Below are 25784 nucleotides of genomic sequence, written 5' to 3' on the forward strand. Positions count from 1 at the left end.
AATGTCATCGGCAATTCAGATACCTGCCATGCTTGACCACTTAACGGTTCCGGAAACGGAAGCGGATGTGGAAGCATGGTTGAATGAGTTGCCGAACGCGAAGAGTGCTCAAATCGTTTCTTTTGTGAATGCGCATGCAGTTAATTTGATGGTGAAGGATGAGGGGCTCTTTAGGGCGCTTACCAATTCCAATACCTTGTTGCGTGATGGATCGGGAATGAAAATTCTAATGAATTGGCTTGGACGAGAGCCGGGTGCCAATCTCAACGGAACGGATTTAATTCCTCGCATAATTGAGCGCTTTAAAGGCAAGAAAATTTCTGTGTATGGAACGCAAGAACCATGGTTGTCTAAAGGGTGCGATGAGATTGTCGCGCGAGGTGGCGATATTGTTTCAAAGCTTGATGGCTTTCAGGAAACCAAAGCCTATGCGGATGACATAAGCGCCGTTCAACCTGATCTGATTATTTTGGCTATGGGCATGCCCAAACAAGAATTAGTTTCAATGGCACTGCGTGACGGAGCTGAGCATTCCTGCACAATCGTGAATGGTGGAGCCATCATTGATTTCCTAGCTGAACGCGTTAATCGCGCGCCATTAGTGTGGCGAAAATTAGGGATGGAATGGTTGTACCGACTGATTCAAGAACCCAAACGACTGTTCAATCGCTATGTGATTGGAAATGTCGTTTTTCTAACTCGTGGCCTTGTCTTGCGCATGGCAAATACAAACAAAACAAACTGAATTCAAATTTGACCCCTAAGGAGCCTTTCCGATGAAAGTATATTATGAAAATGACGCTGACCTAGCATTGATCCAGTCCAAGAAAGTGGCTGTAATCGGTTATGGTTCACAAGGACACGCACACGTTTTGAACATGCGTGAAAGCGGTGTAAAAGACCTCGTTGTTGGTCTTCAGGAAAACTCTCAATCAAAGCCGAAAGCAGAAGCTGAAGGTTTGAAAGTGATGACACCATCAGAAGCCACTCAATGGGCTGATGTTGTTATGATCCTTGTTCCGGATGAGAAGCAAGCTGTTCTTTGGGCAAATGAAATCGAGCCGCACGTTCGTAAAGGCCAGCACATCATGTTTGGCCACGGTTTCAACATTCACTACAACTTGATCGTTCCACCAAAAGATGTTGATGTTTCTTTGTCAGCGCCAAAAGGTCCTGGTCACACATTGCGTGGTCAATACTCACAAGGTTTTGGTCTTCCAGGTCTTATTGCTATCCACCAAGATGCAACTGGAACAGCTCAAGAAGTGGCGCTGTCTTACTCTAAAGCTATTGGTAACACACGTGCGGGTGTGATTGAGACAACATTTAAAGAAGAAACAGAAACAGATCTATTCGGTGAACAGGCAGTTCTGTGTGGCGGTATCGTTGAGCTTATCCGTGCAGGTTTTGAAACACTTGTTGAAGCTGGTTACGCACCTGAGATGGCTTACTTTGAGTGTTTGCACGAAACAAAGCTTATCGTTGACCTAATCTATGAAGGCGGTATTGCCAACATGAATTACTCAATCTCAAACACGGCTGAGTATGGTGAGTATGTATCTGGTCCACGTGTTGTTGATTCTGAATCTAAGAAAGCAATGAAAGCTGTTCTTGAAGACATTCAAAACGGTAAATTTGCTCGTGATTGGGTTCTTGAAAACCAAGCAGGTGCACCAAGCTTTAAATCAATGCGTGCACGTTCAAATGATCACTTGATCGAAGAAGTTGGTGAGAAACTTCGCGGCATGATGCAGTGGAACAAGTCTAACCAATTGGTTGATAAGTCTAAAAACTAGTTTTCTGCTAGATTGAATTGGACAAAGCCCTCATTCGTACAGAGTGGGGGCTTTCTTTTGGCCGAAAATATATTTGAGAATGAATCGCAAATAGCCTTGACGAATGCTGATGTTTGATTGAAGTTGATATTGAAAGTCATTATCAATAATGTGGAGATAGAAAAATGAGAGCTGCGCAGAACAATTCAATTAAATGTCTTCCGTTTGAAACGCAGGAAAACTTGATAAATTGGATGCAAACGCAAGATTTAATACTTCAACGTTGGCGCGACGAAGTATTAAATCAGCCAGAAGCCGATGTGCGGTTTGTAGAGCGTTTGGAGGCGCATCGCTCATGGCTTCAATGGGAAATGAACCAGATAATAAAAGTCTGATTAGCCGTTTGGTTGATTGTCGCCATCAATAGACATGGTTGCTTCAAGCGAGGAGCGTGGGCAAGGGATGCCTCGTGCTAACCCCATGAGGTAGGCTCGTCTTATTTCACCTCGATTAAACTTTGCTGGCTTTAAAATGCCTTTGTCTTCATCGATGTTTGGGAGTTGCAGTTTTTCATTTAGATGAGTGATTTCATTTTGAATTGCTGCACATCGTTCTTCATTGGCACCGGCATGAGTTGGCATGTCAGATGCTGTTGGTCCGTACAATGAAGGTACTGAGTGCGGAATGAAACTGGGTGTGGTTGTTGTGCACGCGGTGAGACTAGAAACAGATGCGATAGCCACAATACATGCAGCTTTGGTGTTCAATTTGCCCATACTATACCCCTTTAAAACAACTATCGATTTGCGAATGAACGCGGGCCCCAATCGATAGTCTTCATCAGTAGGCTTACATTTTTGTAATATTTGGGCAAGTTATGGATGTAATTAATTTTAGAACTTGAAAGATAGTCCTGCATTAACAACAGGGGTAATTCTAAATTCTGCTAATTCTTCATCTAACCCTTTGGATTGGTTGCTGAAGTGCTCCAAATGGACAAGTGAATCTGAATGTAGCTCATCACTAGTGACTAGAGTCAGGTTGGGGTTTTGTGAGATCATGGCTCCTGCCATCAACTTGAAGCCCCATGTGTGACGCGTGTTGTTTGAGGTATCTAGACCAAACCCAGTGTACATCGCTGAATCTCCTAATTTTCCCTGAAGATCTTGCGTATCAAATTGCGATTGGTGAACCGGTGATCCGTTTATGCTGACTGGTGCGGTAATGTTTCTCGCGCCACCAATTGCATTATCTCCCATGTAAATTGATGTTGAGATAACTATGCCATTGTCAAACGGTTGGATTTTTTCAGAGAAACTGGAGTTTGTGTTTTGGGGGGAGCGATGCTTTGTGTTGACTGTACGTTTTATGTGGAAAACTGTATCGCTATTCAGGACATGGCTTAGCAATTTTTCTTTTTTAACAACTGCTAGCTTTTCCAATCCTTCTTCCAATTCTTTGCCGATAGTATCGACAAATTTAGGAGCGGCAGAAGCAGAATTTCCAAATAAAGATAAAGATATTGCGCCTGCAATAAAGAAGACATTTTTCATAATAACTAACCATCACCACTTCGGATTTTGAACAAAATTATTTGTTTTAAAGGCACAAATAAAATTATTTGGGTGTGCCTGCGTTCAATAATCGCTACATATTTAATTGAGAATTATTTTGCAGGATCGAGTTGAAAACATGGTTAATTCAAATGCTCCAATTGATGGCAATGAAGAAACTCCTGAACCTTCAGAGAGGGAACCGATCTTCAATGCTCCACTTAGCATGGTGATGTTGAGTCTGTTGCTATTAGGGCTGCATTTTCTATTCACGTTACAAAGTGACGAAGAAAAAATAGAAACTATAATCGATTATGCTTTGTTTCCTAAAAGGTTTTTCTCTGAAATTGGTTCGGAATTAGGATATGCATCAGTGGTTGATGCTGGAATACCTTTCATTACGCACGGATTGATGCACGCTGATTGGGCGCACGTTGGACTGAACGCTGTTTTTGCCTTGGCTTTTGGAACAGGTGTTTTGAAGGTGTTTGGGGTGTGGCGGACATTAACAATTTATGTTTTATCGCAATTTGGAGGGGCGGTATTATTTCTTGCTATGACACAAATTCTTTCCTCTGAAGCAGGATTTGCAATTGGAGCATCCGGAGCTGTTTCGGGATTGACTGGCGTGGTGTTTCTATTGATGGCCGGCGGAACAATCGCGACCAAACAATTTGCTCTTCTTAGTAGTGTTTTCGTTTTCGGAAATATTGTGCTGGCAATTGTTGGTCCCGCTTTGTTTGGAAGTTTAATAGCTTGGGAAGCGCATATTGGTGGGTATGTTGTTGGATGTATTCTGGCTTCAATCATGCTGAAAACCATTGCTGAAACGTAATACAAATACAGCACAAACGCTCTAAATCAGCCGCTATCTTGCCTCATTCTCTGACGATAAGGGATGCTGAGTCAAAGGAGTTGTAGGAAAATGGTAAAATCAATCACAATATTTGGGATTATTGCAGGATTTCTTACACTTGCTATGTCTGCTGCATTGGCAACTCCCAATAAAGAAGAAGAGCATTCTTTGTCCATTGAGCCAGGAGCTTGGGAGTGGACTCACGAGACTATGATTGGTCCTGCTCCCGTTAAAAGCACTGAGGTACAATGTGTGGCCCCTGACGAGGCGACACTTTCATTGAGCGATATTGCAGAAGACCTGTCTGCTCAGTGTTCAATGGCTGAGATTGCAAAAATTGATCAAGGTTATTCATTCAAATTGAATTGCGCTGGAGATATCAAAGGTATTGCCAACGGTAAGATAAAAGCGAGTGAAAAAACTATTTCATTGTCGGCAAACGGAGCTGCTTCAATGTTTGGGATGACAGCCCCATTTGCCATTAGTGCAGAAGCAAAGCACATAGGTGAGTGTAAGTCTTAACTGAACACTTTAGAGCTTGTTTAAAGGCTGAAACCTCAATAAAATTGTATCTAAATTACTATTCTGCCGACAATACGGCTTAATGGTATAGAAACAGGCTTGACGTGAACGCGTGCTAGCGGCAAAGGGCGCGAATGGGACCCATATTATCTTTTCTGAACCGTATGGATAAATCTGCTTGGCGCGCTGTTTGTGTGTCGGCTGCACTATTTGTTTGTGTGGCTGCAATACTCGTTTTTGGTAAAATGGTGTTGATGAATGGTGAAAGCGGAGAGGGTATCTTATCGAAGGTTGAGGTGCTTCTTGTATCTCTGAGAGATCATCCGCTTGGTTTACCAGCTCTCATTTTATTATTTTGCTCTATGGCGTTTATCGGTGCGCCGCAATTTGGGTTGATTGCTATTGCCGTTGTGGCTTTTGGACCGGTGCGTGGTTTCATTTACGCTTGGATCGCAGCCATGTTCTCAATGTCTCTAACTTTCTGGGTTGGAAGATTTATGGGTGTAGAAACCGTTCGAAAATATGGTGGTGAAACAGTCAATCGATTGTCTCGATTTGTGGGCAAGAATGATTTTCTTGCATCTATGATTGTTCGCAATGTGCCGACCGCTCCATTCATTATCGTGAACATGGCATTTGGGGTTAGTCATGCCGTCTTCTGGCGTTTTCTCGCGGGAGCCGGAATTGGTGTTATTCCCAAAACAGCACTTGTTGCGTTTGGTGGAGGTGCTGTTATGGCAACTCTTAAAGGTAATCCATGGATGGCAGTTGGAGCTGTCCTGGCGTCTTTGCTTATTTGGGCCCCTTTGATGCTTTTTGCGCGCAAACGAGTGACCGAGCAAGATGATATCTCCGAGGAAGCTAATTAAAGGATGGTTTTCTTTGATGGTGTCGTTTTGTTGCACGAATTGTGTCATTGTATGAGCGCGGTATAATTCAAAGTGTAAAATTTATTGCGTCAAATAGCTTAGAATTTATTGACTTCACATTGTGCACAAAGATATATCACGCTCATGAATTATTCTCTTCTATCCATACTGCGTCTCGAAGGGCTGTCACTGACAAGCCCCTGGGCGCGTTTGACCTTTAGTCGGTAATAGCCGGCGCGCGTTCAGGGGTGCAGATAGAAATTACGTTAATCCGCGCCAATACATAATCTGAGCGATGAATGATATGACAGAGAACAATAATCAAGTTCGAATTTTTGATACAACTTTACGCGACGGGGAGCAGTCTCCGGGTGCGTCTATGACTTTGAATGAGAAGCTTGAATTAGCCGAATTGCTGGAAAGCATGGGAGTTGATGTGATTGAAGCTGGATTTCCAGCTGCATCTCCCGGCGACTTTGAGTGCGTGAGCGAGGTTGCACGAAGATCGTCTTCTATAATAGTTGCTGGGCTATCTCGTGCTGTCTCTCGCGATATTGAACGTGCTGGAGAAGCCGTTAACAAAGCAGAACGTCCACGTATCCACACTTTTATCTCCACAAGTCCAGTGCATATGAAGCACAAACTTAAGATGGGAGAGAATGCTGTGTTGGAGGCGGTAGGCCGTTCAGTTACGCAAGCTCGAGGCCTCGTTGATGATGTAGAATGGTCTGCAGAGGACGCGACACGGACTGAATTTGATTTCCTTTGCCGGTGTTGCGACCTTGCAATTGCTTCAGGTGCCACAACAATCAACATACCAGATACAGTTGGGTATTCTCACCCAGAAGAATACCGAGATTTGTTCGAACGTCTGATCAATAATGTCAGCAATTCCGATAAAGCAATTTGGTCTACTCATTGTCACAATGATTTAGGTTTGGCGGTTGCTAACTCTTTGGCGGGTGTCGCTGGTGGTGCGCGTCAGGTGGAGTGTACAATTAACGGCCTTGGAGAGCGTGCAGGTAATGCAGCGTTAGAAGAGATCGTTATGGCGATGCGTGTGCGTAAAGATGCGTTTCAATATCAAACTGAAATTGATTCGACTAAATTATCGCGTGCATCCAAACGCGTGTCTCAAATTACTGGTTTTCCAGTTCAGTATAACAAAGCAATTGTTGGTAAGAATGCATTTGCGCATGAGAGCGGTATTCACCAAGATGGCATGCTGAAGAACAACCAGACATATGAGATTATGAATCCAGAAGATGTTGGCGTATCCGCAACATCATTGGTTTTGGGTAAATTGTCTGGCCGCAATGCATTTCGCGACAAGCTTGAAAGTCTTGGGTATGATTTAGACCAAGAAGCGTTGAATGATGCTTTTGCTCGTTTCAAAGACCTTGCCGATAAGAAAAAAGATGTTTTCGATGAAGACATCATTGCTCTGGTTGATGATCAGTTGTCTGGAGCCGATGAAGCTGTTTCTTTAAATGCGCTAAAAGTAGTTGCAGGTACAAACGGACCGCAAATTGCTGAGATTGAGCTTTCTAATGAAGGTGAGATGAAGTCAGCCAGCGCCGAAGGGAATGGTCCTTTTGATGCTGTGTTCAACGCTATTCGCGCAATTGTGCCGCATGATGCAGTTTTGGAGCTTTTCCAAATTCATGCCGTTACCGAAGGGACTGATGCTCAAGCGACTGTTTCGGTGAGATTGAGCGAAGATGGCTTGGTTGCAACTGGAAAGTCTTCTGATCCTGATACACTGGTAGCTGCTGCTAAGGCATATATGCACGCGTTTAATAAACTAGAGATTCGCCGGAAAAAGGTGAAAGAGACCTAGTTTGGAAAATGTGAAACATTAGAGAAAAGAGCGCCGAGTTGGTGCTCTTTTTTTATGTCGTTTTTTCTTCAACTTCCAAAGATTGTGTTTTGCGGATCCCTGGGAATAGCACCGCCCAAGACGCTGCCACACCAATTGTAGCAAAGCCCCCAATGACAACAGCGGAAACAGCACCATAAGCGTGAGCCATGGTGCCTGCGCGAAATTCTCCCAATTCGTTGGAGGCACCAAGGAAGATGGAGTTCACAGCGTTTACACGGCTCCGCATGTGATCAGGTGTCCAAAGTTGCAGGAGTGTTTCTCGAATATAAACGGACACCATATCAAACGCGCCGACAAAGATGAGGGCAGGGATGGCTACCCAAGCGCTTGTGGAAAAGCCAAACACGACAGTCGACGCCCCAAATAATGCAACACATGCAAACAGGATCAACCCCACGTGGTTTTTGATGTGGAAAGAAGTGATTATTGCTACCATCAAAATCGCTCCAATCCCAGGAGCTGCACGAAGAAAGCCCAATCCGAGTGGTCCAAGGTGCAGAATATCAGATGCGTAAACTGGTAGAAGGGCGACAGCCCCGCCCAGTAAGACAGCAAATAAATCCAACGAGATTGCGCCGAGGATGACTTTCTCTTTCCAGATGAATTTGAAACCACCCAGTACAACACCTATTGTGGTCGGTTCTGTCATTTTGCGTTGATTTGGTTTCGGTATTGAGCAAACAAGTAGTGTCGCTGCAGCAAGACTTAAGGCGGCAACTGAATATGCTGTTATGGCAGAGACACCATATAACAATCCTCCCAAAACAGGGCCTACAATGGTCGCCGACTGCCAAGAGGCGGAATTCCATGCAACTGCATTGGGAAAGTCAACTTTAGGAACAACATTCACAGCAAGAGCGGATACTGCAGGTGAAGCAAATGCGCGTCCGACACCAAAAATTGTTAGTACGATGAGTACCGGTATGGGGGATATTGTGTTGGTGACTGCCATCACAAGAATTGCAGCGGCGCAAAGAGCTTCCAGTAGATAAGACAATCCCATTAGAAGTCTGCGCCCGAATTTATCGGAAGCCAATCCTGTGACAAAAACTAACACCAATGCAGGTAGAAATTGGACTAAGCCAATCCAACCCAACCAGATCGGTTCTTTGGTGATGTCATATATTTGCCAACCCACGGCGACTGATACAATTTGTGCGGCGAGAACAGCCAGAAAGCGAGCGGAGAAGTATCGAACATAAGAGCTGTGTTGGAATGCTGCAAAACGATTGGACATGGATATCACCTTTGTTGGTTTAGCCATATCGGTCTAATGGTAATGGGTCCATCTCCTGTGGACTTATAAGCTTTATTTTCGATCAAATTGGGATGCGGTTCACAGGAAATGCCTTAAGAATCAGGCCAATTATTTTTCAAGGTAAGATATTTCTTTGTTTGCTTGTTCTGCTTGTGGGAAGCAGTAAAATACCGCTATTTGTAGAATGTCTATATAAAACAAAGCGCTAACAATGGTGGAACTATCTGTACCTATATAATTGAGATAAGGATGATTCAATCACTTGCTTTAATTGTTCTGAAACGGCAAACAGGTATAAGGGGCTAAATTAACTGTAGTGACGGAACGATTAGTTCTGTTTGTATCGAAAGTGGCAGATATATGTTTGGTAAGCTTCTTGGCATGATGTCGACTGACATGGCCATTGATTTGGGAACAGCGAACACCTTGGTCTATGTTAAAGGACAAGGCGTTCAGCTCGATGAACCATCTGTTGTGGCTTATGTCACGCAGAATGGACGTAAAATTGTGCACGCTGTCGGATCCGAAGCGAAACAGATGCTTGGTAAAACACCATTTGGGATGGAAGCAATCCGTCCAATGCGTGATGGTGTGATTGCAGATTTTGAAGTTGCTGAGGAGATGATCAAAAGCTTCATCCAAAAAGTGATGAAGAAGCGGTCTCTGATTTCTCCGCTAATCGTTATTTGTGTGCCGACTGGTGCAACACCTGTTGAACGTCGCGCAATTCATCAATCTGCACTAATGGCTGGTGCGCGCCAAGTGCATCTTATTGATGAGCCAATGGCAGCCGCGATAGGTGCAAGTTTGCCGATTGATGAGCCATCTGGATCGATGGTTGTTGATATCGGTGGTGGAACAACTGAGGTTGCCGTTATGTCACTGCGCGGGATTGTGTATTCTCGCTCTGTCCGTATGGGGGGTGACAAAATGGACGAAGCGATCGTGAACTTCTTGCGTCGCGAAGAAAACCTTTTGATTGGTGAAGCTTCGGCCGAGCGGATTAAAAAAGAAATCGGAACCGCTAAAATTCCAGACAATGGTACCGGCATGTCTATTGATGTGCGTGGTCGTGACTTGATGAATGGTGTTCCAAAAGAAGCATCTGTTTCTGAAGCCATGGTTGCAAAAGCGCTTCAAGACCCTGTGAGCGAGATCGTTGATGCTGTGAAACAGGCGTTAGAAGCTATGCCACCGGAGCTTGCTGCGGATATCGTGGACAAAGGTATTGTTCTTACTGGTGGTGGAGCGCTGCTTCGTAATCTTGATGTTGTGTTGAAAGAACGTACACAATTGCCTGTAACGGTGGCTGATGATCCACTAAAATGTGTTGTTAAGGGATCAGGTATCGTACTTGAGGACTTTGAGAACATGAAAGATATTCTTGCACCTGACGTCTAAACGAAAGGCGCAAATCGGGGTATAAGTGAAGTAGCAAGAGTTTATTCTCAGTTTGGGAATATCTCAAACCCAGAATGGAGGCAGTGTCATGGCTAGGCATGCGCGACATCAAGTCGGTGCACCACGCTTTGCAGCGCGCGCTGGTCTCGTAGGAATTGGGATCGCACTTCTTGGATTGTTGATGATCCAGTCATCATCTGATGTTCGGCGCGGGTTGGAACCCGCAAGAGCACGTATGGATGGGATTACATCTAAGCTGTCAGCTTCCGCGAATAAGCACTTTGCTGGGTATACATGGCTGTTTGCCAATAAGGCGTCCAAAGAACGAATTCGCGAACTCGAAAATCAAGTTCAAGTGTTAGAACGTTGGCGCGAAGCCTCACGTACAATGTCTCAGCGCATGATTGAGTATGAAGACATGCTGGATTTGATGGGCGAACCTCAGATCGGTGGTGTAACTGCTCGAATTATTGCAGAGACAAATGGACCGTTTACACATGCGCGCATCGCTAATGCTGGTGCAGTACATGGTGTGTTTGATGGTTTCGCTGTTGTGAATGAGCATGGTTTAGTGGGACGTGTTGTTCGCACCGGACATCGCACATCGCGTATTCTTCTTTTGACTGATTATAACAGTCGTATACCCGTCATGGGGCGTACATCGTTGGATCGCGCTCTTTTGGTTGGGGATAAAAAAGTGGGTGCGCGTATTCTGCACGCTGAAACTCCCGATCTCATTGTGGAAGGTGAAGAGTGGGTCACATCTGGGGATGATGGTTTGTTCGAACGTGGGCTGCGAGTAGGGTTCGCACATCGAGATAAAGATGGTTGGCGATTAGATCTCGCGATGCAAACTGAAGGTTTAGACTTTGTCCGTTTATTGCCTCCTCCAAATTTTGTGACACCAGAAGAATTGATGGCGAGCGATGGAAAAGCTCTGACTCCCAATTCTGTTGACAATCTGGTTTCTCAAAATTCTGAAGACATTGCATTGCAATCTAGCGGAGCAGGGGGAACTCCTTGACCCCAACTGTAAGAGTCAGATTATTTTTCGGGGCTGTATTGGCAGTAATAATCTGCTCGTTGGGGGCAACGCCTGCGCTGCAGCTTTTGCCGTTTCCTTTAACGGGGGTTTGGCCCATTGCAGTATTCTTGCTTGCTTTATCTTCCATCCGTTTGGGCTTGTCTATCTGGGCGGCGGTTCTAATTGTTTTTGTTGGATTTGTTCAAGATTTTGTAGGTGAAGCACCGATAGGTGCTTGGGCTTTCTCTGGGCTTTGTGTTTATGGGGCGGGGTTGATGGCTCGTAATGGTTTCCAAGCGATGGCATCATCAATTCCAGTAGAATTTGTTTCGCTTCTGATCGGATGTGTTGTTGGTGTGCTTGGGCTTTCCATAGCTGGCGATATTGCTGGTGGTGCTAACGTGATTGATACTTCGTTATTTGCGAACTTGGTCTGGACATTGGGCCTTTATTATTTCGTTAGTCCATTGTTTGCACCTTATGATGACAAGGTGATTGTATGAGCAATTCGCAGCGAAATAGAGATGGCGAGTTTACCAGACGGTCAATTGTCATGGCAGGCGCTGGAGCTGTCCTGTGGACGGGGCTGGCGGGGCGATTGGTGCAATTGCAGCTCTTTGAAGGTGAAGAATACGCTGAGCTGGCCACTGAAAACCGCATTCGTCTTGACCCTGCACCGGCAAGGCGTGGCGTAATTTACGATCGATTTGGTCAGAGACTGGCGTCAAATAAACGAAATTTCTATGTTCTCGTCGTGCCAGAAGAAACGGATAATCTGGAAGGTACGCTAAAGAATTTAGCGCGCTATATTCCGATATCGAGAACAAAACATCGTCGAATTTTAATGCAAGCTCGCCAACAAGCGAAGTTTGTACCTATTCCCGTGGCAGATGACTTGAGCTGGCAGGATTTCTCAAGAATCAATGTCCATGCACCTGAGTTTCGTGGTGTTTACGCCGAAGTTGGTGAATTGCGTTCCTACCCAATGGGAGCAGCATTTGCACACACAATTGGCTATGTTGCGCGTCCAAACCGTGAAGAACTAGATAATCTGATTGCTCAAGAAATCGCGCGATTGCAAATTGGACCCGACAATATTGTCGCTCGTAGACAAGTGCAGAGCCGCATGCAGCGTATCTACCGTCATCCCGATATGCGTTTGGGGCGTCAGGGAATTGAGCAGTTTGCAGAGCCATATCTTCGCGGGCAACCGGGATTTGAACGTATTGCGGTGAATGCATCTGGGAGAATAGTGGATCGCTTGCCTAGTGACGACGTGGCACCTAAAGACGGTGGCGATGTTGTTTTGAGTTTTGATGCAGAAATTCAGAAATTTGCAATTGCTCGTTTGGGAGAAGAGAGCGGCAGCGCTGTTGTGATGGATATCGAAAGTGGTGAACTTTTGACCATGGCATCGACACCCGCTTTCAACCCCAATGACTTTGTGTCGGGCATATCGCATACTAAATACAACGATCTTCTCAATAACGAGAAGAAACCTCTTTATCACAAGGCGTATGACGGTGTTTATCCGCCAGGGTCAACGTTTAAAATGTTGGTTGCTGCTGCTGCTTTAGAGGCTGGCGTCGCTGGACCACAAGATCGAGTTATGTGTCGCGGGAAAACGCGTTTTGGTGGCCGAGATTTCCACTGTTGGAAGCATGGTGGTCATGGCGTCGTCAATATGAAGTCCGCTATTCAGAAATCCTGCGATGTTTATTTTTATGATATTGCGCGAAGAGTAGGCGTACAAAAAATTGCAGACATGGCCCGGAAAATGGGATTGGGGCATGTCTATGAGCTTGGCATGACTGGTGGAAATAAAGGGGTTGTCCCTGATCCAGCGTGGAAGCAAGCGGTGAAGCAGGAACCTTGGTTTGAGGGTGAAACGCTGAATTATGGTATTGGACAGGGATATCTAACAACATCTCCTCTTCAACTTGCTGTTATGACTGCACGAATTGCAGCTGAAAAAGTTGCCCCATCTCCTAAATTGTTCATTGGCGGAGCACCATCGCCAGACACTGGAGCCCCAGAGTACGAACCTTTGGATCCAGAAATCGCAAAACAACTTCGTGCAGGCATGTATGCTGTAACTTCGGAAGCTGGTGGAACCGCCATGCGAGCAGGTGACGTGGGTAATGGGCGACGTCTAGCGGGTAAAACTGGAACAGCGCAAGTGCGCCGAATTACAACTGCTGAGAGAGCGACCGGCGTAATCGACAATAAAGATCTCCCATGGAGATTGAGGGATCACGGTCTTTTCGTAAGTTATGCGCCGGCAGACAATCCTAAATATGTATGTGTTGTGGTGGTGGATCATGGTGGGGGGTCGAGTGCAGCATATCCTATTGCACGCGATATAATGGAATTTACTCTCAATCGAGATCCGGCTTCTAAAACGACACACAAGGTTGCCAGCCCAATGGCGCAAGACGAAACCACTCGTGTTGATAGTGAGGCGATTTAGTCATGCGAATGATCGCTGAAAGATTGACCTTAGTTGATAAAATCCGAAACCTTCATTGGTCATTGCTGCTTACGTTTATTGCAATAGCTAGCTTTGGAACTGTGGTTCTCGTTTCCGTGACGCTGAAAGACCCTCAAATGGCAGGTATTCCGTGGCAACATATGTCGCGCTTTATCTTCGTATTGATAGCCACCATAGGGCTTGCAGTTGCACCGATACGTATATGGGCGATGATTGCTTATCCCGCTTATCTTGGTGCGTTGTTTCTATTGGTTCTTGTAGAGTTTATGGGAACAATGGGGGGAGGCGCTCAGCGTTGGCTGGATATTGGTCCTACGCTTATTCAACCGTCAGAATTTATGAAGATCGCTATATTGCTAGCACTAGCGAGATACTATCATCAGGCAAGTGAAAACAATAGAACGCCAAATTTGGGTAATCACATTATCGCTGCATTGATTATCGGTGTGCCCACAATGCTGGTTTTGCGCCAACCTGATCTTGGAACGTCACTCATGCTTGCTGCCACAGGCGGAGTTGTTATTTTCTTTGCCGGTTTGCCATGGCGAGTGATTTTTGCAGGTACGTTGGCCGTTGTTATCTCCATATGGCCAATCTATCAATTTGGATTAAAAGATTACCAAAAAGAGCGCGTCTATACTTTTTTGGATCCTTCTCGTGACCCTCTCGGAGCAGGCTATCAACTGCAGCAGGCAAAGATCGCAATTGGTTCAGGTGGAGTTGAAGGTAAGGGGTTCATGCAGGGAACCCAGTCACAGAATAATTATATTCCTGAGCAGCATACTGATTTCATTTTCACCATCATAGCTGAAGAGTTTGGATTTATGGGCTCTATGGCTTTGTTAACTGCATGGGCTATTGCTTTGATCTTTGGGTTGTTGATTGCAAATAGGTCCACCACTGTGTTTGGAGGGCTGGCGGCTGCGGGGGTTGTAGCTACGCTTGCATTCTATGTTGTTGTAAATATTGGCATGGTAATGGGGCTTATGCCTGTCGTAGGTGTACCTTTGCCATTGATTTCTCACGGCGGAACCGCCATGATGACCGTTATGTTAGGTTTTTCTATCCTCTTAATGGTGCACATTCATCGTGATCAAAGCATGGTACTTAAGGGGATTATTTAACCCGATTATCATTAAAATTGTTGACGTTTATGCGCATTTCTGTGAAATACGGGGTAAAAGAGTGCGCAATAATATAATAATGGAGCAATAATCGATGGCGTGAAGTCCTGCGGGGGATTTTAATCGGAAAAGTGATACATGGGGATCACGTTTCGGTTTCATAATGGCGGCGGTAGGTTCTTCCGTCGGTTTAGGTAATTTTTGGCGTTTTCCTTATACGGCAGGTGAGAATGGGGGCGGTGCCTTTATTCTAATCTATTTGGTTTGTGTGCTGTGTATTGGTTTGCCCGTGCTAATGGGAGAATTATCCCTTGGACGCAAAGCGGGTATGTCATCTGTGGAAGGCCTACAAACGTTAGCTCAAGATGCAGGCAAATCGAATAAATGGGGAGTAATGGGCTGGTTAGGTCTATTTGCATCTACCTTTATTGTATCATTCTATATGGTGATATCTGTCTGGATTTTGGACTTTGTCCTTCAAGCATTTGGCGGACAGTTTGAAGGAATTACACCAGAAAAGTCGGGTGAAAATTTCAATAATACAATCTCGAATGAAGGTACAATGATTGGGCTATTGTTCCTTTTTGTACTTGCCAATGCCATTGTTGTTGGCCGCGGCGTAAAAGGCGGAATTGAAAAAGTTGCAAGCATTTTGATGCCTGCATTCTTCATTATGCTTATGGGTGTTGTCGCGTTTTCTATGATGACAGGTGATTTGAGCAAGTCTTTGTCGTTCTTGTTTTCACCAGACTTTTCCAAAGTGAATTTCAGCACGTTCTTGGCTGCGCTAGGACAAGCTTGTTTCTCACTTGGAATTGGTTCGGTATTGATGATGACGTATGGTTCATACCTATCTAGCGATACAAACATTCCTCGTTCTTCCTTCGTGATTGCAGGTGCAGATACATTTGTTGCGATTATTGCTGGATTGGCGATTTTTCCAATCGTATTCCAAGCAGGCCTAGATCCTGCTGGTGGGCCAGGGTTGTTTTTCGTTTCTTTGCCGGTAGCTTTTGGTTCAATTCCGGGCGGAAACATCATCGCGATGATATTTTTCGCACTGGCGCTGTTTGCAGCTTTCACATCTTCTATCTCTCTGTTTGAAGTGTCTGTGTCCTGGTTTGAGGAAAGACGCGGAATAAATAGAATGGGCGCAGCCTTAGGGATGGGGTTCATTCTATTTCTTGTGGGTGTTTCATACATCTACTCCACAAACTATCTGGATTTTATCGATTTCGTGACAGGTAACCTGTTGTTGCCTCTTGGGGCGCTACTGGTCGCTATTTTCATTGGTTGGGTTTTACCTAAGACCGCTATGATTGACGAGATTGATAACAATTCACTTCACAAAATCTGGTATGGTCTTCTTAGATATTTCGCACCAATTTTCATCGGTATTATTTTGGTGTTTGGATTTATCACTGGTTTGCAGACGACCTTTGGCGTGCAAATGCCTGTCTTCATTGAGGCTTTGATTGGGCCCAATAGTTAGAACCAGTATTTGCTAAATGAAAAAGCCGCCTTTCAATTGAAGGCGGCTTTTTTGTTTTGGGGTGAAGTCTACATTTTAGCTGAATTTGTCAGCCATCATCTCTGTGGCGGAGATCAATTCATCGATAATGCCGGGTTCCATACTAGAGTGACCTGCATCGCCAACTATTCTGAGGTCCGCTTTAGGCCAAGCTTTTTTCAATGCCCAAGCTGAGGAAAGTGGTGTCACCACATCATATCGTCCATGAACGATGACACCGGGTAAGTCACCAAACTTTTGAGCTTGCTCTAGAAGCCAGCCGTCCGTTTCAAAAAAGCCTTTATTGATGAAGTAGTGACACTCGATTCGCGCAAATGCATCCAGAAAGTCTTGCTCTTGAAATTTACTTGGCAACATGGAGGGGCCACGAATAGAGAGTGTTTCACCTTCCCATTGAGACCATGCTTTAGCTGCGTTGGCGCGTTCTTCGGCATTGTCACCGGTCAAACGTTTGTAAAATGCTGAAACGAGGTCATCTCTTTCGCTTTTCGGGATCGGAGAAATGTATCGATCGTAAGCATCGGGGAAGAGATTACTGGCACCTTTTTGATAAAACCACTGAATTTCAGCGTGAGTGATCAAAAAAATTCCTCTCAAAATGAGGGCAAGTGTTTTCGAGCGATGTTTGGCGGCGTAGGATAGTGAAAGTGTCGAACCCCACGAGCCACCGAACACGATCCATTTCTCAATATCCAAATGTTCTCTTAGTTTTTCCATGTCGGAAACTAAGTCCCATGTGGTGTTTTCTTTAAGTTCAGAGAATGGAGAGGACCGACCACATCCACGCTGGTCGAATATTATAATCCTGTACTTTTCTGGGTTAAAGAAACGGCGCATATCAGGGTTTGACCCACCGCCTGGACCACCATGAAGGGCAACAATTGGTACACCGTCTGGATTGCCAGATTCTTCCCAATAAATTTCATGCAAATCTGAGACTTGAAGCCGGCCGGCTTTGTTTGAATCGATCCGTGGGAAAAGAAATTTTCGATTTCTCGTGTTGTTCATGACTGCTTCACTATTGTTGTTTTATAAAGAATCGAAAAACACTCGTTAAAAGATGTTCACGTTTCTCGTTTTTTGTTGTTATATGCAATACGGGTAGGTGGAACGATGTAAAGCGGGGAATAGGTGTTGTTGCGTAGATTTTTCGTTGGATTAGCTGTTGGGTCGGCATTTTTGTCTTCTGGTTGTGCTACTGTGGCCGTTCTGGAAACTGTTGCTGAAACAGAAATTCAACTATCAAAACCTCAATCAGAGCTTCACAAAGCGACTGCAGCTTTTTGTGAAACCAGTCGCGATTCCAGATGGGCGAGCGGAGAAAGCAATTTTTCTACTCTCATGAAAATCTGGGGCGGTACGAATGAGATCGGTGAAGAATACTGGACTCATCTCACAGCTTTCGAGCCAACTTCCAGTGAAATTGTCGAACAAGTCAGTTTCGATGTGACACGTGCAGCGGGGCACTTGAATGATGTCAACGCCCTTGCTCAAGCGTTATTGCCTTCTCACGGAGCTGACAGAAAACCTCGCAATGCGGATGTACGAGAATTTGAGCGTGTTCTCATTCATGCGGGGCAAGCTAGAGAAACATTTGCTGCTTCATTCTTGAAGTTGAAGCAAACTGACAGGGCGGCATTGGAAGACATTAATCCGGTAGAAGTTTTAAAACCGCTGGATGAGAGCCTCGAATTGGCGCGTTTGATTGCAGATGGTTTGGCAGCTGCGCGTATGTCTGAAGTCTTGGCGTTGTTGGAAGAACCTACGTCTTAATTAAGTTTGGACTTTCTTCTCAATTTAGAGGATACAGCTCGTCATGAATAATTCATGGCGAGCAACTCTACACCTTAGTCTTTTCTATTTTATCTTTGGATTTCAATTGCCATATCTTCCTGTTTGGTTGGAAGAGGCAAGGCAGTTAAATGGTCCACAAATTAGCTTTGTGCTGTTTGGGGCGCTGCTAGCTAGAATCTTTGTTGGCCCTCTAATTTCCGCTTGGGCAGATGCGCGCACTGCCAAAATAGCTTCATTGATTTTGGCCCTCTTGGCATGGGCTGGGTATTTAGCACTTAATTTTACGCACCAGCCGATATTGCTCGCAATCGTCGGTTTTTTTCTCATGTCGGTAATTCACGCAATTATTCCCTTAGGCGAAGCAAGCCTGCTATTGGTGGTTGACGATAGGAAGCCCAGTTTTGGGCAAGGGCGAGCCATTGCTTCTGGGTTGTTTGTAATTGGTGTTTTTCTCGGTGGTGCGCTGATTGATACTATTGGAATTGAGAGTCTTGTCCCCATTATCACAGCCTTATTGCTTGGTTTAATCGTGACGGGATATTTGATGCCAGCCATCCCATTGGGAAAAGACAACGCTCCAATGGGTTTTTATCAGAGAATTGTGCGTGGGTTCAGACTTTACAAGCGACCAACACTGTACCTTTTGATGATAAGTACTGCATGTGTGCAAGCTGCTCACGGATTCTACTATGGTTTTTCATCTGTCATCTGGGAAAAACAAGGATTTTCAGGCAGTGTTATTAGCTATCTGTGGGTTACAGGTGTTGTGTTGGAAATCGCCTTTTTGGCGTTGGCTGTCAAATTACCAAATTGGGTAACACCGCAAAGGTTAGTGTTGGTTGGAGCTTTAGGTTCCATAATACGCTGGTCTATTTATGGTTTTGTACCTGACCTTGTTAGCACTTTTATTCTTCAAAATTTGCATGCATTAACTTTTGCTGCGACTTATCTTGGAGGCGTAAGAGTCATTCATCGTGATATAGCGAAAGAAGATCAAACTTTGGCTTTTACACTTTTAGCTGCCGTTACCGGCGCAATTACTGGGGTAGCAGGCATTTCATCTGGCTTTCTATACGAGCAGATTGGTGCTCAAGGGTACTGGTACATGGCTGGGTTATCCTTAATCGGTGCAATATTCGCCTGCCTGATGATGTTAAGGATATCAACTCGCCTTGAATGATAATGTAGGTGATTTTTAAAGCTATTTAGGCGACTTTAGAGACAAGAGAAAAAGCGCAGAAGGAGCGTTTCTTGGCTCAGGCCCAAGCCCGTTTTGATATTACCACAGACCTTTCGGGGAATCCCGTAATGGTGCTCGAGGGCGTGTGGACTGCGTTTACAGTTGGTGCAATTGATCAAGCGCTTCGAAGTCTAAGCGCGAAAGAGGTTAGCTCAGAATTATCATTGGATGTTTCCCAGCTAGAAGATTTTGATACTGCGGGTGCATATGTTGTTGATCGCACTCTACGCAAAATTGGAGCAGTTTCTGGAGAGCGGGCCAAAATAGTTGGCGACACCTTAAGTGTAAGATCATTGCTGAAAACAGTGAACGACGCCAAGCCTGAGCATACCATGCCACCTAAAAAGAAACATGGTTTGCATGAGTTAGCTGAGAACCTTGGACATGGCCTTGTCGATGCATTGAAAGAAGGCTGGGGTATTCTTGAGTTTATCGGTGAAGCTTTTTCAACAGTGTTTTCATTGATGCTCAATCCTAAAAGAATTCGTTGGACATCCGTGGTTTCGGTGATGGAAGAGGCTGGACTAAACGCGCTTCCGATTGTGTCCATGCTTTCATTCTTTATTGGATTGGTGATCGCATTCTTGGGGGTAAATTTACTTCAGTCCTTTGGCGCCCAAGTTTTCACCGTTGAGATGGTTGGCTTCCTGATGCTCCGAGAGTTTGGTCTCGTGCTTACCGCTATTTTGTTAGCTGGACGAACTGATAGTTCTTTCACTGCCGAAATTGGAGCTATGCGCATGCGTGAAGAAGTCGATGCAATGCGCGTTATGGGATTAAACCCCATGGAAGTGCTCGTCGCGCCTCGCCTTATAGCACTTTGGGTAATGACGCCGTTTTTGTCTTTCTTTGCAATGATGTCTGGCTTAGTTGGTGGATTATTGGTGATGTGGGGCGTGATGGATATTTCGCCGGCCATGTTTATTCAACGCATTCAGGACACGGTACCTGGTCAGAATTTTTGGGTTGGGATGGTCAAGGCTCCCGTATTTGCTACAGTAATCGCGCTAGTTGGATGCCGACAGGGAATGCTTGTGTCGGGTGATGTCCAATCACTTGGGCAGCGCACAACTTCATCCGTGGTTCAAGCTATTTTCTTGGTTATCGTAATCGATGCGATTTTTGCCATGCTCTATATGGAGATGGGATTATGATGCAAGAACCCGAAAACAAGCTTGCAATTAAAGTACGCAATCTCACCAATCAATTTGGGTCTAAGGTTGTCCACAAAGATCTCGATCTTGATGTCCGCGCAGGCGAGATTATGGGCGTTATTGGTCCATCAGGAACAGGTAAGTCCGTTCTTCTGCGATCTATCGTTGGGCTAATCCAACCAAAACATGCCGATATAGAAGTCTTTGGTGAGGACCTTACTTCACTTGGGCGCGAAGAGCGTCGTCAGATTGAACAAAAATGGGGAGTGATGTTTCAGGATGGGGCGTTGTTTTCAACGTTGAGCGTTCAAGAAAACATTATGGCACCCATGCGCGAGCACTTGGATATGCCGATTTCTCTCATGCAGGAATTAGCGTGTATGAAAGTTCGAATGGTGGGGTTGGAGGCTGATGCTGCGCCCAAACGTCCATCTGATCTGTCGGGGGGCATGCGTAAAAGAGCAGCACTGGCGCGTGCTATGGCATTGGACCCAAAATTGCTTTTCTTAGATGAACCAACAGCGGGGCTGGACCCGATTGGGGCTGGCAATTTTGATATATTACTGCGGTCGCTTTGTGATGCCTTGGGGCTAACTGTGTTTTTGGTGACGCATGATTTGGATTCTCTGCATGCGGTTTGTGACCGGATTGCAGTTTTAAATGCTGGCCAAGTGCTAGCCGTGGGTACAATGGATGAGGTACGGGCAAATCCTCACCCTTGGATACAAGAATACTTTTCCGGGCCGCGTGGACGCGCTGCCTTGGGTATTAGTTAGAAAGGGCGGTTCGAATGGAAACGCGCGCAAATTATGGGTTGATCGGTGCATTCGTTATGATGGCGATGGTCGCTTTCGTATTGTTTGCGGTTTGGATATCCAAGGTTCAATTCTCCAAAGAATATGCAATTTTTGATGTGGTCTTTGAGGGAGCTGTAAATGGGTTGTCCGAAGGTGGAGAAGTACGTTTCAACGGGATTAAGGTTGGTGAAGTCACAAACCTTGGTCTTGATTCCACAGACCCTAACAATGTGATAGCCCGCATCCGTGTCGACTCAAATACGCCTGTAAAATCAGATTCCCGAGCTGAGCTAGGTTTGCTGGGTATCACTGGAATGACATTTATTCAGATTAAAGCTGGAAGTCCCGATGAACCATTGTTGAGCAAAGGTGTGCGGCCATATCCTCCAAGGATTAAGACAGATAAGACGCAGTTGGAACAAATCTTCTCGGAAGGAGAAGGCTTAATCACTACAGGAACAGACACGCTTAATCGCGTGAACACACTGTTTCGTCCGGAAAATGTCGACCGCATTTCCAATATTTTGGCAAATATTGAAGAATTGACGGCTATGACTAGCGGTGAGAAAGGCCTTGCGGCTGATGCGCGTCGTGCCATCCGTGCAATGGAAGGGGCTGGTGCGGCAATGAATGAAGCTGCAGTAGCTGTAGATGCGGCTAGTGTGCAGTTTGATGCCAATGTTGCAATGATGACGAAAGACACCATGCTCTTGCTGGAAGATATGCAGGGTGTTGTTAAAACTGCTGATAAAACCATTGTTTCAGTAGAAGGTGTCATCACGGATGAATTGGCACCTGATGCCCAAGAAGTTATGAATGAGTTATCTACGACATTGCAAGATGTTCAATTGTTGATGCAGCGTTTGGATGGCGTCGTCGCTGAATTAGAACGTGACCCACGCGAGTTTGTGTTGGGTGATGTGAAACCATATGAATAGAGAGTGGTAGAAATCATGTTGAAACGTGAATTAAGAAAACGTCTTTTCTTGCCGCTAATCGTGAGTGGAATGGCTTTGTCTGGATGTGTTTCAGTTTTACCTGAGCCTCAAACACCTGAAGCGTTAGTGCGGTTGCCGACGAGTGGATTTCAAGGCGCTAGCTTGCCGTTGAAAACGAATGTCGTGGTTCACATCCCAGATGCGATGGGCGCATTTGCTGGAGCTGAAATTGCAGCATCAGAAAACCAACGAATTCGCTATATAAAAGATGTCAAATGGGCAGATTCTCCTGCTCGCTTATTGCAAGCCGCTATTGTTGAATCTTTGACAGTATCCGATGGTGATGGATTGGCAGTGCCTGTGCAAGTGGGTGCCCGCGGTGACTATGATTTAAAACTTAGCTTGTTGGATCTCACTGTAGATAATTCATCAGAGCAGGCTGTGTGTAAATTTCGCATGGTTATAACTCGCACAGGCGATAAAAAAATTATCGCGTCGGAAGTCGTTCAAGCTATTGAAGCCGTTGATGGTAGAAATTCTGTTGTTCGCGCCGAAGCGTTAGCGCGTGCAATAAAAGGCGCGGCTGAAAATGCTGCTGATTTGGTTGCAAAACACTCCATCCCGTATGATCTCGTGGCTGAACGTGATGCAAAGCGGGCTGCGAAGAGGGCAAAACTTCTTAAACAACGTGAAGAAAGCCAAGCTGAAAGAGAGCAAGAAGCTCCTGAATCATCTACTGATGAATTGGTAGAAGAACTTACACCGGAAATTTGATCTCCTTTTCAGAGATTTTGTAGAGCGTCTTGAAAGATATTTCGAGGCGCTTTTTCGTGACTACTGTCAGTATTGTGTCAGTAGCGTGTGTATGAATTGTCCATCTTCCAGTTTGATTTAGAGGGACGATCTTATGATTGGTTACACAACGGTTGGCACAAACGATTTTGACAAGGCTGCAGCATTTTATGATGCTCTTTTTGAGTCTCGCGGCATAAAAAGAACCATGGAAGCTGAAAACTATTTGGTTTGGGCAGAAAGCATGGAGACTACAGCCTTTTCTCTAGTTCGTCCTCATGATGGTAAAGAGGCGACAGTTGGAAATGGCGTTATGATTGCGTTGGAAATGGAAAATGAAGACGCAGTGAAAGCATTTTACAACAAAGCTATCGAACTCGGTGGAACTTGCGAGGGAGAGCCTGGGCCGCGCGGTGACACTTTCTATGTTGGATATTTCCGTGATCTTGATGGAAATAAGTTGAATGCTTTTTGTATCATGAAAAAATAAGAGCAATAAAAAAGCCCGCTGACTTCGTCTTTAGCGGGCTTTGTTTTTCTTGAAAAAAACTATTTAGTCAGCGCTGCATCGAGCAATAGATATGCAGCTAGACGAGGGCCAGCATCTTCGCGGGAACGCTCAGCGTTGTTAAGGAATTTGATTGCTTCTTCTTCTTCAAGTGCAAGATAGCTTTCCGCTGCAATCCGTAAATCTTCATCTTGAGTTAGAAGGCGTTGGATTTGAGTCAATTCACCGGGTGCAGCTTGTTTTGTAGCACGGCGACGTTGGCGTTCACCGCGAGCGGTAGCAGCTGCAATCCGGCGCAAGTCTGAAGACCGGATGGCGCGCTTTAATCGAATGCCTGATCGATCTAATTGTTCCACAAAGGCCAAAGCTGTTTCGTTGTGAACATCTGAATTGCCTTCTGTTCCAATATTGGAGAGAAGATCCTTCCATGACATGCCAGATTGAGCGTCTCTCTTTGCTTGAGCTTCGCGTTGTCTCTCTTTTGAAAGCTGTTGCACTTCATGAGCTGCTGCCGCAGTAGGGCTCGAAGGCTCAGCTGATGCAGTCGGTTTCGATAAATTGCGAGAATACTCTGGTGTTTGAGAGGCGTTATCTATTTCTTCTATTTCCAGCGGGTCAAAGGGAGACAAATCTGGAGCTGGCTTTGCAGAAGATTGATCCCTATAAGATGGTCGAGGTGAAGGCGCAGCGACACGAGGTTTTTGCACTTCGATCGGTCTGTCTTCAACCTGAGCATTGCTTACAGTTTCATCTAAGCCATCATTGAGGAGCTGTGACGCACGTTCAATACGCATTCGTGCGCGATCAAGACCAGCTTCAGCTGCATGAGTTGCCTTTGATGCTGCTTGGTACATGTGATCACCCATGCGATCCATGCGTTTTTCTGTTTCTTCAACATGTGCGTTCGTGGTTTCCATAGCCTGTTTAACAAGGCCTTCGGCACGAGCAGCTGTTTCAATGAGGCGTTTCATTGCATCTTCAGCTTCAGTATTTGTTTTCGAAGCTTGTTGCGCAACTTTTTCAGAAGTCAGGCGAGCACCATCCAATGCGGTGTCCATGGCATCTCGTATTGCGTGAGCTGTCGCTTTTGAAGCTTCAACGGCCATGTCACCTGCTTTAAGAGCATTGTCGACTGTTCTTGAGGATCCAAGTAGGTTCTCATTGATCGACATGAGAGATTGAACAAGCTGTTGAGCACGTTTGCGGCTCTCTGCTGTCATGTGATCTAAGTTCGCTGCGGATGCTGATAAATTTTTGCCTGTTACTTCAATAGTGTTTAGGCGGTCGTCCAACTGCTTTCCGGCTTTCTGGACTTCGGATTGGGCCATTGAGGCTGCGCGAACCATTTTTTCGGCGTGCATAGGAATGGCTTCTGCCAATGATGCGGCCTGAGAGCGAATGGAATTTGAAAGGCTTAGCAATTCATCGCGTTCAGCAGCAAGTTTGAACTTCAACGCTTCTGAATCCGCTCGAACAACCTCTGCAGCTTTCATAGCTGAATCAGAGCTTTCTTTCATGTCATCTCGAATGACTTGAACGCGCGCTTCGGTTTCGTTTAATGTGTCCTGAATTTCGTCAGAACGTTTTGCGATGACTGCTCCAAGTGTTTGGACCTCTTCTGACAGAGCAGATGCCGGAGATAATAATTCTTGAGATGCTGCTAGCACAAGTTCATTTGCGCGAGCTGAGCGTGTAGACTCTCGGGCCATAAAGCCAGACATAATCAATGCTAGGCCAGGTCCTGCGGCCATAGCAATTGCTCCGCCCAATTCAGCCGGAGGCATTATTTGTAATGCTTCAATTCCATACTTCCCAAGAGAATAAGCAGCTGCGCCACCCCACCATGTGAAGGCGAGGGCTGTTGTGGCCCATGGCATCCAGCTTCCAGCTTTGCGCGCATGGGCAAGGCGTAGCTCTAGGTCTTTTTTACTCTTAATTGGTCTTGTTACTTGGTTCATGGCATACAACTATACAGATGACTCTGACATTATACAGTCAAGATCTGGGCCATTACATGTCAAAATAGCCAACCAAGTGAATTTTTGGAGTGTCTGCTCACGTTTTAAGTGAATAATGGCGCTGAAAAGCGCCACTAGCATAATACTTATATTTTTATATAGATCGTTTTTATTCGCTAGAATAAGCGCGAAAAGCTTGATGAAGCTGGCGCAGAACTTTTGTCGTCTTGTTTCTCTGGCGCAGCGTCTATACCTGCCCAAGACATTAGTATTACTAGCAAAGAATCGCGTATTAGAATTAATAGACCCAGCATGAT

At 45.3% G+C, this 25784-nt stretch carries 25 protein-coding genes and 1 pseudogene; 20 read left to right on the forward strand and 6 right to left on the reverse strand.

Annotated features, from left to right (window positions below; translation table 11 throughout):
* Position 1: 1 nt before the first annotated feature.
* The 3 genes from F551_RS0112430 to F551_RS0112440 all read left to right on the forward strand — a co-directional run bounded on the left by F551_RS0112430 (position 2) and on the right by F551_RS0112440 (position 2170).
* A complete protein-coding gene (locus F551_RS0112430) occupies positions 2 to 745 on the forward strand; it encodes a WecB/TagA/CpsF family glycosyltransferase (RefSeq protein WP_033405032.1) in 744 nt (247 codons plus the stop codon).
* A 31-nt stretch (positions 746 to 776) separates the two neighbouring features.
* Positions 777 to 1796 (forward strand): ketol-acid reductoisomerase, encoded by a 1020-nt coding sequence (gene ilvC, locus F551_RS0112435; RefSeq protein ID WP_018997843.1) that lies wholly within the window; start codon positions 777 to 779, stop codon positions 1794 to 1796.
* Between the two features lie 164 nt (positions 1797 to 1960).
* Positions 1961 to 2170: a hypothetical protein gene (locus tag F551_RS0112440; RefSeq protein ID WP_018997844.1), complete on the forward strand. Its 210-nt coding sequence runs from the start codon at positions 1961 to 1963 to the stop codon at positions 2168 to 2170.
* Here F551_RS0112440 and F551_RS0112445 read toward each other — a convergent pair whose 3' ends face one another.
* Both F551_RS0112445 and F551_RS0112450 read right to left on the reverse strand, forming a co-directional pair.
* Positions 2171 to 2551, reverse strand: a complete 381-nt coding sequence (locus F551_RS0112445; protein WP_018997845.1) for a hypothetical protein — start codon at positions 2549 to 2551, stop codon at positions 2171 to 2173.
* Positions 2552 to 2668: 117 nt separating this feature from the next.
* Positions 2669 to 3328 (reverse strand): hypothetical protein, encoded by a 660-nt coding sequence (locus tag F551_RS0112450; protein WP_018997846.1) that lies wholly within the window; start codon positions 3326 to 3328, stop codon positions 2669 to 2671.
* Positions 3329 to 3467: 139 nt separating this feature from the next.
* On the opposite strand from F551_RS0112450, the gene F551_RS0112455 reads away from it, so the two are divergent.
* From F551_RS0112455 to F551_RS0112470, 4 genes are all read left to right on the forward strand, one after another.
* Positions 3468 to 4163: a rhomboid family intramembrane serine protease gene (locus F551_RS0112455; RefSeq protein WP_018997847.1), complete on the forward strand. Its 696-nt coding sequence runs from the start codon at positions 3468 to 3470 to the stop codon at positions 4161 to 4163.
* A gap of 90 nt (positions 4164 to 4253) precedes the next feature.
* A complete protein-coding gene (locus F551_RS0112460; RefSeq protein ID WP_018997848.1) occupies positions 4254 to 4706 on the forward strand; it encodes a DUF3617 domain-containing protein in 453 nt (150 codons plus the stop codon).
* A 134-nt stretch (positions 4707 to 4840) separates the two neighbouring features.
* A complete protein-coding gene (locus F551_RS0112465; RefSeq protein ID WP_026296820.1) occupies positions 4841 to 5575 on the forward strand; it encodes a TVP38/TMEM64 family protein in 735 nt (244 codons plus the stop codon).
* Positions 5576 to 5879: 304 nt separating this feature from the next.
* Positions 5880 to 7415 carry a 2-isopropylmalate synthase gene (locus F551_RS0112470; RefSeq protein WP_033405087.1) on the forward strand — a complete coding sequence of 512 codons (1536 nt, stop codon included), beginning with the start codon at positions 5880 to 5882 and terminating at the stop codon, positions 7413 to 7415.
* A 52-nt stretch (positions 7416 to 7467) separates the two neighbouring features.
* On the opposite strand, the gene F551_RS0112475 is transcribed toward F551_RS0112470, so the two are convergent.
* Positions 7468 to 8721 (reverse strand): MFS transporter, encoded by a 1254-nt coding sequence (locus F551_RS0112475; RefSeq protein ID WP_018997851.1) that lies wholly within the window; start codon positions 8719 to 8721, stop codon positions 7468 to 7470.
* 354 nt (positions 8722 to 9075) lie between these two features.
* Here F551_RS0112475 and F551_RS0112480 point away from each other — a divergent pair, with 354 nt between their 5' ends.
* The 6 genes and pseudogenes from F551_RS0112480 to F551_RS16715 form a co-directional block, all read left to right on the forward strand.
* Complete coding sequence (locus F551_RS0112480; protein WP_018997852.1) at positions 9076 to 10116, forward strand: rod shape-determining protein; 1041 nt, start codon at positions 9076 to 9078, stop codon at positions 10114 to 10116.
* A gap of 88 nt (positions 10117 to 10204) precedes the next feature.
* On the forward strand, positions 10205 to 11140 hold the full coding sequence (mreC, locus tag F551_RS0112485) for a rod shape-determining protein MreC (RefSeq protein ID WP_018997853.1): 936 nt from the start codon (positions 10205 to 10207) through the stop codon (positions 11138 to 11140).
* On the forward strand, positions 11137 to 11643 hold the full coding sequence (locus tag F551_RS0112490; RefSeq protein WP_155825998.1) for a hypothetical protein: 507 nt from the start codon (positions 11137 to 11139) through the stop codon (positions 11641 to 11643). The genes mreC and F551_RS0112490 overlap by 4 nt, the downstream gene beginning before the upstream one ends.
* A complete protein-coding gene (gene mrdA / locus F551_RS0112495; RefSeq protein WP_026296822.1) occupies positions 11640 to 13610 on the forward strand; it encodes a penicillin-binding protein 2 in 1971 nt (656 codons plus the stop codon). The genes F551_RS0112490 and mrdA overlap by 4 nt, the downstream gene beginning before the upstream one ends.
* Positions 13611 to 13612: 2 nt before the next feature.
* A complete protein-coding gene (rodA, locus tag F551_RS0112500; protein ID WP_018997856.1) occupies positions 13613 to 14755 on the forward strand; it encodes a rod shape-determining protein RodA in 1143 nt (380 codons plus the stop codon).
* Between the two features lie 145 nt (positions 14756 to 14900).
* Positions 14901 to 16247 (forward strand): annotated as a pseudogene (locus tag F551_RS16715) (sodium-dependent transporter); the annotation flags it as partial.
* A gap of 75 nt (positions 16248 to 16322) precedes the next feature.
* Here the strand turns inward: F551_RS16715 and pip are convergent.
* On the reverse strand, positions 16323 to 17294 hold the full coding sequence (pip, locus tag F551_RS0112510; protein ID WP_018997858.1) for a prolyl aminopeptidase: 972 nt from the start codon (positions 17292 to 17294) through the stop codon (positions 16323 to 16325).
* Between the two features lie 123 nt (positions 17295 to 17417).
* Here pip and F551_RS0112515 point away from each other — a divergent pair, with 123 nt between their 5' ends.
* The 7 genes from F551_RS0112515 (at position 17418) to F551_RS0112545 (ending at position 23491) form a co-directional block, all read left to right on the forward strand.
* The gene (locus F551_RS0112515) at positions 17418 to 18059 is read left to right on the forward strand and encodes a hypothetical protein (RefSeq protein WP_018997859.1); all 642 of its coding nucleotides are present in this window, start codon (positions 17418 to 17420) and stop codon (positions 18057 to 18059) included.
* 43 nt (positions 18060 to 18102) lie between these two features.
* On the forward strand, positions 18103 to 19260 hold the full coding sequence (locus F551_RS0112520; protein WP_018997860.1) for an MFS transporter: 1158 nt from the start codon (positions 18103 to 18105) through the stop codon (positions 19258 to 19260).
* Between the two features lie 71 nt (positions 19261 to 19331).
* Positions 19332 to 20474 (forward strand): MlaE family ABC transporter permease, encoded by a 1143-nt coding sequence (locus F551_RS0112525; protein ID WP_033405036.1) that lies wholly within the window; start codon positions 19332 to 19334, stop codon positions 20472 to 20474.
* Complete coding sequence (locus tag F551_RS0112530) at positions 20471 to 21250, forward strand: ABC transporter ATP-binding protein (protein WP_018997862.1); 780 nt, start codon at positions 20471 to 20473, stop codon at positions 21248 to 21250. Before F551_RS0112525 ends, F551_RS0112530 begins: the two co-directional genes overlap by 4 nt.
* Positions 21251 to 21264: 14 nt before the next feature.
* A complete protein-coding gene (locus F551_RS0112535; RefSeq protein ID WP_018997863.1) occupies positions 21265 to 22209 on the forward strand; it encodes an MlaD family protein in 945 nt (314 codons plus the stop codon).
* A 15-nt stretch (positions 22210 to 22224) separates the two neighbouring features.
* The gene (locus F551_RS0112540) at positions 22225 to 22983 is read left to right on the forward strand and encodes an ABC-type transport auxiliary lipoprotein family protein (RefSeq protein ID WP_018997864.1); all 759 of its coding nucleotides are present in this window, start codon (positions 22225 to 22227) and stop codon (positions 22981 to 22983) included.
* A gap of 133 nt (positions 22984 to 23116) precedes the next feature.
* Entirely contained in the window at positions 23117 to 23491 is a 375-nt protein-coding gene (locus F551_RS0112545; protein ID WP_018997865.1) for a VOC family protein, read from the forward strand.
* A 59-nt stretch (positions 23492 to 23550) separates the two neighbouring features.
* Here F551_RS0112545 and F551_RS0112550 read toward each other — a convergent pair whose 3' ends face one another.
* Together F551_RS0112550 and F551_RS17405 are read right to left on the reverse strand one after the other, a co-directional pair.
* Positions 23551 to 25467, reverse strand: a complete 1917-nt coding sequence (locus F551_RS0112550) for a coiled-coil domain-containing protein (protein WP_018997866.1) — start codon at positions 25465 to 25467, stop codon at positions 23551 to 23553.
* A 176-nt stretch (positions 25468 to 25643) separates the two neighbouring features.
* Positions 25644 to 25781, reverse strand: a complete 138-nt coding sequence (locus F551_RS17405; protein ID WP_155826004.1) for a hypothetical protein — start codon at positions 25779 to 25781, stop codon at positions 25644 to 25646.
* Positions 25782 to 25784 lie beyond the last annotated feature (3 nt).

Origin of the sequence: Hirschia maritima DSM 19733, from assembly GCF_000378345.1 — a bacterium.
Classification (GTDB): Bacteria; Pseudomonadota; Alphaproteobacteria; order Caulobacterales; family Hyphomonadaceae; genus Hirschia; species Hirschia maritima.